The organism is Clostridium fessum (assembly GCF_027698965.1).
GTDB lineage: Bacteria > Bacillota > Clostridia > Lachnospirales > Lachnospiraceae > Otoolea > Otoolea fessa.
Window position 1 is genome coordinate 509,195 of sequence record NZ_JAQEQF010000001.1, and the last position, 12,851, is coordinate 522,045.

Annotated in this window: 11 protein-coding genes and 1 tRNA gene; 4 read left to right on the forward strand and 8 right to left on the reverse strand. The window is 49.4% G+C overall.

Going from position 1 to position 12,851, the window contains the following annotated elements:
* Positions 1-12: 12 nt before the first annotated feature.
* Positions 13-1,956, reverse strand: coding sequence for a glycoside hydrolase family 127 protein (locus tag PG862_RS02390; protein ID WP_270706361.1), 1,944 nt, complete (start codon positions 1,954-1,956; stop codon positions 13-15).
* 449 nt (positions 1,957-2,405) lie between these two features.
* On the opposite strand from PG862_RS02390, the gene PG862_RS02395 reads away from it, so the two are divergent.
* Positions 2,406-3,323: an AraC family transcriptional regulator gene (locus PG862_RS02395; protein ID WP_270706362.1), complete on the forward strand. Its 918-nt coding sequence runs from the start codon at positions 2,406-2,408 to the stop codon at positions 3,321-3,323.
* A 216-nt stretch (positions 3,324-3,539) separates the two neighbouring features.
* Positions 3,540-3,779, forward strand: a complete 240-nt coding sequence (locus PG862_RS02400) for a helix-turn-helix domain-containing protein (RefSeq protein WP_022359127.1) — start codon at positions 3,540-3,542, stop codon at positions 3,777-3,779.
* Between the two features lie 194 nt (positions 3,780-3,973).
* Here the strand turns inward: PG862_RS02400 and PG862_RS02405 are convergent, their stop codons facing one another.
* The 3 genes from PG862_RS02405 to nrdD form a co-directional block, all read right to left on the reverse strand.
* Positions 3,974-4,948, reverse strand: a complete 975-nt coding sequence (locus PG862_RS02405) for a hypothetical protein (RefSeq protein ID WP_270706363.1) — start codon at positions 4,946-4,948, stop codon at positions 3,974-3,976.
* Positions 4,949-5,157: 209 nt separating this feature from the next.
* Positions 5,158-5,655, reverse strand: coding sequence for an anaerobic ribonucleoside-triphosphate reductase activating protein (gene nrdG / locus PG862_RS02410; protein ID WP_118471691.1), 498 nt, complete (start codon positions 5,653-5,655; stop codon positions 5,158-5,160).
* A gap of 47 nt (positions 5,656-5,702) precedes the next feature.
* Complete coding sequence (nrdD, locus tag PG862_RS02415; RefSeq protein ID WP_270706365.1) at positions 5,703-7,892, reverse strand: anaerobic ribonucleoside-triphosphate reductase; 2,190 nt, start codon at positions 7,890-7,892, stop codon at positions 5,703-5,705.
* Positions 7,893-8,627: 735 nt separating this feature from the next.
* Here nrdD and PG862_RS02420 point away from each other — a divergent pair.
* Positions 8,628-8,700 (forward strand) — tRNA-Lys (locus tag PG862_RS02420).
* 261 nt (positions 8,701-8,961) lie between these two features.
* Here the strand turns inward: PG862_RS02420 and trxA are convergent.
* From trxA to trmB, 3 genes are all read right to left on the reverse strand, one after another.
* Positions 8,962-9,279, reverse strand: a complete 318-nt coding sequence (gene trxA / locus PG862_RS02425) for a thioredoxin (protein WP_107000918.1) — start codon at positions 9,277-9,279, stop codon at positions 8,962-8,964.
* Between the two features lie 61 nt (positions 9,280-9,340).
* Positions 9,341-9,484, reverse strand: a complete 144-nt coding sequence (locus PG862_RS02430; RefSeq protein ID WP_181357206.1) for a hypothetical protein — start codon at positions 9,482-9,484, stop codon at positions 9,341-9,343.
* 250 nt (positions 9,485-9,734) lie between these two features.
* Complete coding sequence (trmB, locus tag PG862_RS02435) at positions 9,735-10,370, reverse strand: tRNA (guanosine(46)-N7)-methyltransferase TrmB (RefSeq protein WP_107000919.1); 636 nt, start codon at positions 10,368-10,370, stop codon at positions 9,735-9,737.
* Between the two features lie 576 nt (positions 10,371-10,946).
* On the opposite strand from trmB, the gene PG862_RS02440 reads away from it, so the two are divergent.
* Positions 10,947-11,849, forward strand: coding sequence for an SH3 domain-containing protein (locus PG862_RS02440; protein ID WP_118468986.1), 903 nt, complete (start codon positions 10,947-10,949; stop codon positions 11,847-11,849).
* Between the two features lie 140 nt (positions 11,850-11,989).
* Here the strand turns inward: PG862_RS02440 and PG862_RS02445 are convergent, their stop codons facing one another.
* Positions 11,990-12,652 (reverse strand): HAD family hydrolase, encoded by a 663-nt coding sequence (locus tag PG862_RS02445; protein WP_107000922.1) that lies wholly within the window; start codon positions 12,650-12,652, stop codon positions 11,990-11,992.
* Positions 12,653-12,851 lie beyond the last annotated feature (199 nt).

A 12,851-nucleotide genomic window follows, 5' to 3' on the forward strand; every position in this document is an offset into this window, starting at 1 on the left:
GGTTTTATCTCTCTATTCCTGCATCCACACACGCATATGCGTCATGCCGCGGTTGCACCATGCATAGTACGGAATTGCCTGCAGGGTTACCACCTCTTCCGGTGCCGCATCTTCTTCATAAAGCGCCAGATTAACCGCCGCTTTCTTCCGGCAGCCCGTCACGCGCAGCGCCACGATACCTTCCAGCAGATCCGCCTGATACGGAAGCGCTTCAATCTTCGCCTCCCGCGGAATCCGCAGTGTCTGAAGATCCTCTCCGTTGTCCACGCCCTCAAAGGTGTAGATGATTGGTCCGCGTCTGAGTGCCACGCATCCGGCATCCGCCCGCACCATCGGGTGTGCATAGACCCGCTCCGGCTCCATCTCCATCTCGCAGGAAACAGTATCACCAGGCTGCCAGCTTCTCTGGATCATCCAGTAGCCCTTGTCTGTCTTGACTGCCCCGGAAACCGGTATGCCATTGACCTTCACCTGCATCTGATGGCACCAGCCCGGATAACGGACTGCCAAAGTAAATTCTGCTCCCGCCTGCTCCGGTTCTACCGTGTAGGTAACGGAGCCGTTCCACGGATATTTCGATGTAAGCGCTATCTTCACGCCGCCCGCCGTTTCAAAGGAAGCCGTTCCCCCGACAAACAGGTGGGAATAGATCGTATCTTCACTTGAAGACCATACATAAGAACCAAGTGAAGTCATCAGACGCGCCAGGTTCGGAGGGCAGCATGCACAGTCATACCAGCCGATCCGCTCCGGCGTGTACTCTTCCTCGCCGTATGCGTTGGTCGGCATGCCCGGATTGGCTTCAAGCTGATTGATATAAAAGAATTTCGTTCCGTCTAACTGCATGCCGCTGATGGTTCCGTTGTAAATCTCCCGCTCCAGAATATCTGCATACCGCGCGTCCGGATCCGCCTCCAGCATCTGTTTCGCAAAGAAGCAGACCCCCACCGCCGCACACGTTTCCGCGTAAGCGGTATCATTCGGCAAATCATAATCCACGGTAAATGCCTCGCCGTAATAGGTGGAACCGATTCCACCCGTTATGTACATCCGCCGGTCTACCATGTTGTCCCACATCTTCCGGCAGGCTGCCATCAGCGCCTCATCGTGATTCTGCGCTGCCAGGTTTGCCGCCGCCGTCAGAAGATACATACAACGGACCGCGTGTCCTTCCACCGTATCCTGCTCACGCACCGGCTTGTGGTTCTGCATGTAGGACGACGGCTGCTTGTCCATGTAATCGGTGCGACTCCAGCTTCTAGCCGCCGCTTCTTTATGGAAAAACTCCGGATCCCGCCCGCGCTCATCGATAAAATATGCCGCCAGCTTCCGGTATCTCTCTTCCCCGGTTGCCTGATAAAGCCGCATCAGTGCCAGCTCGATCTCCTCATGTCCCGGAATGCCGGTTACTTTGCCTGCTTCCCGTCCGAACCGCCGATCGATATGATCGCACAGCTTGCAGCAGATATCTAAAAGCTTCGTCTTTCCCGTCGCCTGATAGTACGCGACGCCTGCCTCCGTCATATGTCCGGCACAGTACATCTCATGGCAGTCCGTCAGGTTCTGCCACTTATGTTCCGGCTCCGCCGCAATGAAATAGGTATCCAGGTAGCCGTCCGGCTGCTGCGCCCGCCCGATCAGGTCGATGATCGCATCGGCACGCGCCTCCAGCTCTGGATTTGCCTCGACGGTCAGCGAGTACGCCACCGCCTCCAGCCATTTCGCCAGGTCGCTGTCCTGAAATACACGCCCGTAATACGTTCCTTTCTCATCTCCCGCTGCAATGCGGAAGTTTTTAATCACATGGCTCTTTCGGATTCCGGACACCTCATCGTGAAGCACCCGTTCCTGATACGGAAGCATCGTGTGAATTACCACATTCTGTACCCGCGAAAAGAACGGGTCGTCTATCTTTACCTGTTTCAAATTAATGAAACTTGTCTCCTTTTTTATCATTCACAGAAAACCTCCTGATTTATTATTCACTTATCCGTAAGCGCCTATCAATAATCTGAAAAAGACTTCTTTTTTTGTATGTTTTCTTATAAGTATACCATTCAAATAGTGGAAAAGCGATCTAACACATTTTGCATATTATAGAAAAGAATACGCGTATTTTTATAGAACAAAATCAGCCTGATTTCATTCTTTCTTTTTCTCTGATTTTTCTTTATTTTTCATTCATCCCCTCTTATTTTCTCAAGTAGAGTGTTTTATTTCTGCAAATATAAGGGATTTTCCAAACAGATTCTTGCTGTTTTTCTTTCTATTTGATATAATAAAATTGATATTTTAAATTTGTTTAACAACCTGACAAAGTTGTCCTGTTTTTCGTTTGCCTCTCTGCGGTTCAGACAGGATTCCTGTTACGTGGCTGTTTTTATTTAAACGGGAGTACATACATCATGAATTTTATTAATTTAAACTGTCCGCCCCTTCCTTATTTTATCGTCGGAGGCGGATGTGTTTACCGCCCCGGCGATATCCATGAGCGCCGGACGATCCGAAATGTCTTTGATCTTATCTATGTTCACAGCGGAACTTTATATCTCGAACAGGATCCGTTCCGCGTTGAACTGAATGCCGGGCAGTTTTTTATCATTACCCCCGATACCCCGCACCGCGGCAACCGCGTCTGCCAGAAAAAGACCACGACGAGCTGGGTGCATTTCTATACCAACGGCAAATACAGCCTGTCCGATGAATTTTACCCGGACAACGTAACCCGGCGCGCCGCGCCGAAATTTTACTATTCGCCGCAGAATTTCATTCTCTCCCTGCCGCGCACCGGCGCCGTGCCGGAAGCCAACCGGGAGAAGCTGGAAAAGTATCTGCAGCGGATGAACCTGGTTTCTTTCAGCAAATACACACAAAAAAAGAGCTTTCCGTCCTCCGTGCGGACGCCGTTTGAGCTCCAGAATGATTTCATTGAATTTCTCCAGGTTCTCTATGCGCCGTACTGCTACAGCCGCGAGAAGGAAAGCATCGCCCGGACGCTGCGCGACTATCTGGATGCCCACTACACGGAGGAGATCTCCTTAAACGATCTGGCGCGCCAGTATTCCTACAGCCCGTCCCACTTAATCCGCAGCTTCCACCAGGCATACGGTGCCAGCCCGATGCAGTACCTGAAAAAACTGCGGATCGAACACGCCTCCCAGCTTCTCCTCCACTCCGACGCCACGATCCAGTCGGTCGGTGAGATGGTAGGACTGCGGATCCCATCCTATTTTATCCGCGTATTTAAGCAGGAGATCGGCATTACCCCAGCGCAGTACCGGATGTTTTACGCAGAAGAGAATGGGGGGAGTGAGGCGCCTTAAAGGCGATTCACAGCTGATGTTTTTTACTATACTATTTGTTTTCGTAAGAACTGTCATGAGCGTGGCAGTTCTTTTTTTATACCCAAACCAGTGAATCGTTTCTAATGTATCTATAAGTTCCTCTACATCAGCTATTGTTTAAGCCAGTTATCCGCACATTGAAAATCCTTTATATTTAAGGTAACACTGTGTGTATACAAAGGAGGAAATTCCGAATTGAAAACTGTCACAATTAAACTTCGCATTCATAAACTTTTGGCTGAAAAGCGTCTGACGAAATACCGTTTTATCGCCATGACCGGGCTTGGCTATAAAAATGCCAGCCGAATTCTGGACAATGAAACTGAATCCATCCGCTTCAGCACCATCGCCCGCATCTGCTCCGCACTGGACTGTACGCCCGGCGATCTATTTGAAGTTCATGAGGAAGAAGATCCTTACGATGGAATGTATTAAACATTCGGAAACAAGTGATTTCATGTGCGGATCGCACGCCAAAAAAGAGCTGTCAACCGACGGTTTGCACCGGCTTTTGTGACAGCTCTTTTTGGTGATCCTATTTTTAAAAACAGAAGCGGTACCGCCTCTGAAAAGACAGTATCGCTTAACCTATCCGAATATTATATATAAGTGTCCACCAGCAAGATACCTTACCAGTCATCCCGTCCATACTCTTCCCGTTCATCCAGGGCATCATCTACGCCATCGGCATATTCTGAATCTCGATGGTAGCGATCCCAGTCATAATCATCGCCTTCCATAACATCATCATATCCCGCATCATACGCTGCATATGGATTCTGGAGCTTCTTTCGCACCGATGGTATTTCCCTCTGCACAGGTGTGTTTTTGCGGCTCCGTTGTTTCAGTTCCCACAAGGGATCCTCTTCTATCCGCTTAAGATATTCCTCGTAGCTTCTTGATTCCTCTTCTTCTTTTTTCTTCTGTAATTCTATCAGCTCAGCCCGTTCTCTTTTTTTACGTTCCTCTTCTTCCCGTTTACTTTCTTCTATCTTCTCTGCCCTGTGTTGTTCACAGTATATGCCATCAAAGGCCAGATTGTAACATCCTTCTTCCCAGCACTTATACGGATATAGCAGAACCACGAGAAGTCCACAGCCCATCGCACAGATAAGCAGCGTACAGAGCGTCTGGCGATGCTTTCCAAACCAGTTTTTCATTCCTGCTGCCAGACGGTTTTCTTTTTTCTCTGTTTCCTTCTCAGATTCAGGACTCTCTTCTTTCTTTTTCTTCCGGGACTCCATCCACCAGGTCAGTTCGGCATCCAGCAAAAACAACGGTATCAGACATGTAAAGGTACCAACAAACAGCATCAAAGCATTGCCCGAATCTCCATGCACGCTTCTCGCATACTGGTAATGGCACTCTTCGTCATACCAACTATACAGACTCCAGGCATATGCCCCCAGAATGCCGATCAGAACTATCCATTTTATCTGCTTTTCTTTCCGCAGGATTCTCATGACGAGAAGTGCTCCTGCCATCGCAAACAGGAAACCTATCTTTAGATACACCGGTGCCGCCACCAGAGAAATCCAGGCTGTATATACCGGATAAAAGACACCAATAACCACTATCACAATCATCAGAATTCCAGACTCCATAGCTATACCCCCTATTAAGTCCATCTTACCACAAATACGGATGCTTAGGTGGGTTATTTATGCCCCTTGAAGCAAATATCCACTTATGATAGCCTGCCCCGGATTACAAAGGCACGTATATGCTTGCTGTATCTCCCTTGTAATGCAAAAAGCTGCTGCAGATCAGAAAGTTTTTTTCCGATCTGCAGCAGCTTTTTATCTCATTCTTATTATTTTCTTCCTATTCTCTTAAGCTCCAGAATCCTCTGGTTCCGGCTGCCGCGGAACTGGAGCGTCAGATCCTTCTCTGCCTCGACAAACTCGCCGTCCACCAGCACATCCACGTAGGACAGCATCTCGTCTGTCACCTCTGTATGGACAACGCCGCCGGCTGCCAGATCCCGATCCCAGAGATAGCCGCTGTAGCACCAGATATCCTTCTCCGGATACGTCTCGCGCACCTTCCGGAGTAAATGTACCAGTTCCATCTGGTTTTCTGGCTCAAACGGTTCTCCGCCGAGCAGCGTAAAGCCCTGTATATATCCCGGCTCCAATGCCGCTAAAATCTCTTTCTCCGTCTCTTCTGTATATAACTGTCCATATCGGAAATCCCACGTCTCCGCATTGAAACAGCCCTTACAGTGATGGCGGCACCCCGACACAAACAAGCTGACACGCACGCCAGGACCGTTGGCAATATCATACTTTTTGATGGTTCCGTAATACATATCTTCCTCCCCTAGACCAATGTACTCTCGGAGGCTTTCACCACATCCTACAGATGCAGCACCCGATCGCGGATCTCCTGGGTACGTCCCTGATTCCAGAACTGAGTTCCGATGTAGCCGCAGGTACGGCGTGCGACAAAGAGCTTATTCTGGTCGCGGTTGCCGCAGTTCGGGCACTCCCACACCAGCTTGCCAGCCTCATCCTCAACAATCTTGATCTCGCCGTCATAGCCACACTTCTCACAGAAATCACTCTTGGTGTTCAGCTCCGCGTACATAATGTTATTGTAGATAAACTGCATCACAGAGAGAACTGCCGGAATATTAGTCTGCATATTCGGCACCTCGATGTAGCTGATCGCACCGCCCGGGGAGAGCTTCTGGAACTCTGCCTCAAATTTCAGCTTACTGAACGCGTCAATCTTCTCGGATACGTGTACATGGTAGCTGTTCGTGATATAGTTCTTATCCGTAACGCCCGGAATGATACCGAAGCGCTTCTGCAGGCATTTTGCAAATTTATAAGTCGTAGACTCCATCGGCGTGCCGTATACAGAATAGCTGATGTTCTCCGCCTCTCTCCACTCTTTGCATTTATCGTTCAGACGCTGCATAACTTTCAGTGCAAATGGCTTCGCCTCCGGATCGGTGTGGGATTTTCCTAACATCCGCATACACATCTCATACAGACCTGCATATCCCAGAGAAATCGTAGAATAGCCGTTGTACAGGAGTTTGTCGATCGTCTCACCCTTTTTCAGGCGGGCAAGCGCACCATTCTGCCACAGAATCGGCGCCACATCGGAGATCGTGCCGAGCAGCCTCTCATGACGGCAGCGGAGCGCACGATGGCACAGTTCCAGTCTCTCATCGAGAATCTGCCAGAAACGCTCCATATCTCCCTCCGAAGAACAAGCCACATCGACCAGGTTAATCGTAACAACACCCTGGTTGAAACGTCCATAGAATTTATGCTTGCCGTTCGGCAGCATCTGGGAATCCTCTACCGTCAGGAAAGAACGGCAGCCCATGCACGGGTAAACCTCGCCCTTCTTTAATTCTTTCATAATCTTAGCGGAAATGTAGTCCGGAACCATCCGTTTCGCGGTACATTTCGCTGCCAGCTCAGTCAGGTGCCAATATTTCGAACCTTCCGTAATATTGTCCTCGTCCAGCACATAGATAAGCTTCGGGAACGCCGGTGTGATCCAGACGCCCTTTTCATTCTTGACGCCCTGCATTCTCTGCAGCATCACTTCCTCGATGATCATCGCAAGGTCATCTCTGGTCCGTCCCTCCGGAACCTCGTCCAGATACATAAATACCGTGACAAACGGAGCCTGTCCGTTACAGGTCATCAGGGTGATAAGCTGGTACTGGATCGTCTGGATGCCGCTCTTAACCTCCTCGCGCAGACGGCGTTCGGTCACGCGGTTGATGATATCCTCATCCAGTGCCTCGCCGCACTCGGTGCGCTCTGCAATCACGTTCTTGCGCAGCTTCTGACGGCTGATGTCCACAAACGGTGCCAGATGCGCCAGAGTAAAGGACTGTCCGCCATACTGGTTGCTGGCTACCTGCGCCACGATCTGGGTAGTCACGTTGCAGGCCGTAAAGAAACTGTGCGGCTTCTCGATCATCGTCTCACTGATCACAGTGCCATTCTGCAGCATATCCTCCAGATTGATCAGGTCGCAGTTGTGCTCCTTCTGTGCAAAATAGTCGGTATCATGGAAATGGATGATGCCTTCCTCATGCGCGCGGACGATCTCCTCCGGCAGCAGCACACGCTTGGATAAGTCCTTGCTGACCTCGCCCGCCATGTAGTCACGCTGGGTCGAGTTGATGACCGGGTTCTTGTTGGAGTTTTCCTGATTCACTTCTTCATTAATATGGTCCAAAAGTGCCAGGATGCCGTTATCGGTCGTGTTGGACTTGCGTTTTAACTCCCTGCGGTAGCGGTAGCGCACATATTTCTGTGCAACCTCATAACCACGCATCTCCATAATGCTGGTCTCTACCATATCCTGGATATCTTCCACATTCACCGCGTGCGGCATCTCCTGCACCTGCTCGGCGATCGTATCTGCAATCGCTTCAATCTGGTACGGGTTCATCTGGTGAATACGCTCCACATTGCCGTTTGCTTTCGTGATCGCATTTACGATCTTCGCCCGGTCAAAATGTACTTCTTCTCCATTTCGTTTGATTACATTGGTTGTTACTGTGTCTTCCATCCCTGTTCCCTCTCCTTACCCTTAAGCCCGTTTTATGACTTGTCTTCTATAATCTATAAATTGACTCGCCGGTTCCTGTTTCTGTGATTTCTCTTTCTACTTTTATGGCATACATCGAACATCCATCTGTATCCATTTCCCGTCCCCCAGCTTACTCTCATTTCCTCATTCATGAGAGCAGCGCCTTCTTCTGACAGGCTATTTTTCATGTCCGGATGCCTTCACTGACAGGATTCTTTTCCGTTCCGACTTGTCTTACGATTGGCTTTATTTTTGATTTGTATTTAGGTAATTTTTAGAATTACACACAAAATATTGAACTCGTTTTCTTTCATAACACAATATATAGTGTGTTCGTCGTGACGTATTTAAGCATACACCAATTAGATTAAAAATGGAAGAGGATTCCCCTATATTTTTTCGAATCAGAATTTTGCACAAAAATCATTTTCTCCCTTTACAAACACCCAAATCTGTGATCCCCTTTCCACGACGTTCTTTCCAGACTTATCCACCGTCCCATGTGCAAAACCCACCTCGTCATTTCTCCCATGGCTACATCCCATATACCCTCTGAGTCTCCTTCGCCCATACCCTTATCTGTTTTAAAAATACCGAAAATAATGCTTTTTAAAATATTTTTAAAAATATTTAAAAAACTGTTGACATTTTATTCTGGATGGAGTAGAATAACACATGTCTTACGGATGAGGCATCCGCAAGAAAACAAAATAAGCGCCTTTAGCTCAGTTGGTAGAGCAGTAGACTCTTAATCTATTTGTCCAGGGTTCGAGTCCCTGAAGGCGCACTATCAAGTGCTTGTTTCGCAGACCGAGAGCTGTGGGGCAGGCACTTTGTGCGTTAGCAATGAGGCGTGCAAAGAAAAAAAGAGATGGCGGATGACGCGTTGTGCTTGCACATAAGCAGCATCCGTTATCTCTTTTTTTCTTTATAGGGCGAATGCCCGACAGCGAGGAAAAGCGCCAGCTTTTTCGAGCTGCCGCACGCCGGATTTCAAAGATGCGACTCTTTTCAAACTGCCCCACGCCGGACTCCAAAGACGCAGCTTTTACAGCGCCCGCCCAATCGCCTTCTCCACTTCCTTCTTTGAACTAGCGCCGACTTCCTTGCTGAACACTTCCCCATTCCGGAAAATAATCATCGTCGGGATCGACATAACCTTATACTGGACTGCAATATCCGGGTTCTCATCGACATTCAGCTTTCCGATCTTCACTTTTCCCTCATACTCGCCCGCCAGCTGCCCGATCACCGGCGCCATCATCTGGCACGGACCGCACCAGTCTGCATAAAAATCAACCAGTACCGGAATCTCCGATTTCAGTACCTCCTCCTCAAAATTCGCGGTCGTAAACTTCATTTCCATCACTCATTTCCTCCTTTCGTTCTATCCATACAGGCAGTCAACAGAAGTGCCCTGTTTCTCTTTACGACGGCTTCTTTTTACCGCCTCCCAGTGCCTTTGCTGCCTCTTCCATCGATTTTTTCCATTTTAACGCCTGTTTATTCAGTTCCACCTTATCGCTGGTCGCCTGAATGAGTTTCCGTGTAAGCTGCTTTTTAATATCCATTCCTGATTTCTGGCAAACGCTCTGCGCACCTCGTTACCATTCATGTGAGTCCAGATTTCTCACAAAAAGCACCGCCGCGCATCCAGCCATCCTTCTTTATATTATAGTAAATATATGCAGCTTTTATTTTCTTTATTCCGGCTCTGCCAGCTCAGATAACCGTTAAATACGGCAAATTCCTGCTACCACCACGTTTTCTTACGGCACTTTCGGTTCCAAAAGTGCCTACCCGTGCCCAGTAACGATTTTCCTACCGCACTGCCACCAGCTTGCAGATCGGCTTGCCCTGCGCCGAGAACTTTGCCTCGTACTCGGTCATGACGTTGCCCTCTGCCATCTCGCTGTGGTGCAGGTCACGGGTATATTCTGTGATGCGCCAGCCCGCCTCCGGGATGGCTTCCAGGGAATAGGAAAATAAATCCTGGTTGTCCGTCTTGAACTCGACTCTTCCATCCTTCTGGAGAACCTGATCGTACACTGCCATAAATGGCGGCGAGGTCAGTCTCCGTCTCGCATGGCGGTCCTTCGGCCACGGATCCGAAAAATTCAAATAAATCCGCTCTACTTCCCCCGGTCCAAAAATCTCTGCCAGTTCTCTGGCATCCTCACATAAGAAATAGATATTGGACAGTTCCATCTGTTCTCTCTTGCGGATCGCCTTTAAAAGAACCGTCGAATATTTCTCAATACCCACAAAATTCACATCCGGGTTGCGGGACGCCTGCTCCAAAATAAACTGACCTTTACCCATACCCACCTCGATGCGGATCGGATGGTCATTTCCAAAAATCTGCTGCCAGGTTCCCTTCTTCTCCTTCGCCCCATGAACCACATGCGGGTTTTCTTCTATCATCTGCTCTGCGCCCGGTATATGGCGTAATCTCATCTTCGTTCCTCCTGCTGTCTACAATCTGCGCCGTCCCGGATGGACTTTCTTCCGTACCGTATCATTCCGTTGAGACGCCCCGGCTTACCCGCCGGATCTATCCTTATCTTACCATTGAAGCCCCCATTTCGCAAGCAAAGGTGCTCTATTTTCACACCATTTTACGATCCCCGTGTTACTGTTCACGCATACGTGCCCAGTAACGGAATTTGCCGTGGCTTCGCATTTAAATACGGCAAATTCCTTCTGCCCCCACGTTTTCTTGCGGCACTTTCGGTTCCAAAAATGCCTGCCCATAAACAGCCTCCACTCTCCTCCATGCCGTCCTTTCTAATCCGTCCGACTTTGTGTCCTTTTCTTACAAATTTCATAACTTTTCCAATTTTCATCATTTTATAGATGAATAATTCAACCGATTATATTATAATAATTTTAGAACAAAACCAAACATACGGTCACGAAATGGCTGCCGTCTTTTCACCCGTTCGCCGGACATTCAAAAGTCAGGATCCGTCCGGGAACAGCCGTCGGCACGCCGGTTTCGGACCTGCATCATATACACAGGAGGATATGCCTATGGGAACAACAGCTAACACAGGTCAGAGCACCTGGGAACAAATCCACGGCGGGGTCCGCGAGACCGAGCGCCTGATCGGACAGAAGAATTATAACCTGGCGATGGTGAAAGCCCGCCAGACCCTTGAATACATGGTCAAATGCCTCTGCGAGCGATATGGCATCCTGGAGACCGGCCTTCTGGAAATGATCGATGCCCTCTACAGCGCCGGAAAAATCAGCAAGACCACCTGCGAACATTACCACAAGATCCGCACGATCGGCAACAAGGCGATCCATGAGGGAGACAACAGCGCCTACAACGCCAATCAGGCGCATCACCTTCTGTCGCAGGAGGTCTACACCTTCGCAAATGACTACAATGACACAAAAAAATCCACCCGGGCTTCCCGAAGTGCAGCTCCAACCTCCGCTTCTTCCCGCCTCCGCGGGAACAGCCGCCATCCCTCTGCCGGCTCTGGAAACGGAAAACCTGCCGGCACACGTTCCGGCAGCTCCGGGGGACGCCGTCCGCGCGCCTATGCAGGCGGTCCGTCTTTTGAATTTCGAAGCATTATTAAACCAGTGCTTCTGATTATTATTATCATCCTGCTGCTTTTGATCATCAAGATGATACGCCCTGCGACGGATGCCAAACCGGATTCTACTGCAGCCGTCAGCACCGAATCGCTGGCTCCAGAAACCGAGGCAGAGACCGTTGCCGCAGAATCGACCGTTTACCGGACCACCGATACAGTCAATGTCCGTCCAGAACCATCCACCGACACTGACAGGATTGGCGTTCTGGCACCAGATACCGATGTGGAATATCTCCGTGATTACGACGAAAAATGGGCGGTAATCAGCTACAACGGACAGGAAGCCTACGTTTCCAGAGACTTTATCCGGCAGGTTTCGCAGTAATCAGCCAAAAAAGGAACCATACATGCAGTGATTCTTCTCCCTGACATACATGGTTCCTTTTCATTTTCTTTGTACAATGGTTCATCACTTTCGCAATTATACTTTCCGCAATGAATCCCTGAATTTACTCAACTCAAATTTTACTTCAAATCCCGAATTTTCTCCGCCAGCGGCACAATCTCCTCCAGCGAATTTAACTCATAGTCCGCCAGACTCCGGTCAAAGGAAAAACGGTTATCGATGAGCGCCGCCACTGTCATTCCCGCGCAGTGCCCCGCCGTGATGCCGACCGTCGAATCCTCAATCACAAGGCACTCCTCCGGCTGCAGACCCATCTGCTCCGCCGTATAGAGGTAAACCGCCGGATCCGGCTTGCTGCGCTTGAACGTACTCGCACTGATCATCCGCTCCAGACGGGACGCCACGCCATTTTCCTTTAAAATGCGCTCCACCTGCTCAATATTCGTCGCGGATGCGACCGCCAGCCGGAAGCCCTCTGCTTTCAGGCGATCCATCACATCCAGAATCTCCGGACGGAAGATCGAGAGATAATCAATCGAGTTAAAAATGTCCGTCCAGCGCCCCAGATACTCGTCATGCAGCTCCTGCCAGGTCTGACCATTGTGGATCGCCTTCTCCACAACCATCCAGCAGTCCTGCTTCGTCGTCCCCACCGTCCCGTGCAGACTCTCCAGAGTCACCTCCGGATTTTTCGTTTTTGCATATTCATACAGATAATTCAGATAAATTCCTTCACTGTCAATGATGACCCCATCCATATCAAAGATGACTGCCTTTATCATATTCGTATCCTCTCTCTTTCTGCTCCAGATTATAACATCTTCCCCCAGTATACAGGAATCCTCCGCCATCTGGCAAGCCCCTATTCCTCCCTCCCGCCATTCTTTCGAAAAATTTATTACTGTTCACGCATCGTGCCCAGTAACGGAATTTGCCGTGGCTTCGCATTTAAATACGGCAAATTCCTGCTGCCACCATGTT

Bases quoted from the DNA above. Each gene is read 5' to 3' on its own strand.
- nrdG (WP_118471691.1), bottom strand. From the start codon at position 5,655: ATGTATTACGGAACCATCAAAAAGTATGATATTGCCAACGGTCCTGGC.
- PG862_RS02405 (WP_270706363.1), bottom strand. From the start codon at position 4,948: ATGGAGTCTGGAATTCTGATGATTGTGATAGTGGTTATTGGTGTCTTT.
- trmB (WP_107000919.1), bottom strand. From the start codon at position 10,370: ATGAGATTACGCCATATACCGGGCGCAGAGCAGATGATAGAAGAAAAC.
- PG862_RS02430 (WP_181357206.1), bottom strand. From the start codon at position 9,484: ATGGATATTAAAAAGCAGCTTACACGGAAACTCATTCAGGCGACCAGC.
- PG862_RS02440 (WP_118468986.1), top strand. From the start codon at position 10,947: ATGGGAACAACAGCTAACACAGGTCAGAGCACCTGGGAACAAATCCAC.
- PG862_RS02445 (WP_107000922.1), bottom strand. From the start codon at position 12,652: ATGATAAAGGCAGTCATCTTTGATATGGATGGGGTCATCATTGACAGT.
- nrdD (WP_270706365.1), bottom strand. From the start codon at position 7,892: ATGGAAGACACAGTAACAACCAATGTAATCAAACGAAATGGAGAAGAA.
- PG862_RS02390 (WP_270706361.1), bottom strand. From the start codon at position 1,956: ATGATAAAAAAGGAGACAAGTTTCATTAATTTGAAACAGGTAAAGATA.
- trxA (WP_107000918.1), bottom strand. From the start codon at position 9,279: ATGGAAATGAAGTTTACGACCGCGAATTTTGAGGAGGAGGTACTGAAA.
- PG862_RS02395 (WP_270706362.1), top strand. From the start codon at position 2,406: ATGAATTTTATTAATTTAAACTGTCCGCCCCTTCCTTATTTTATCGTC.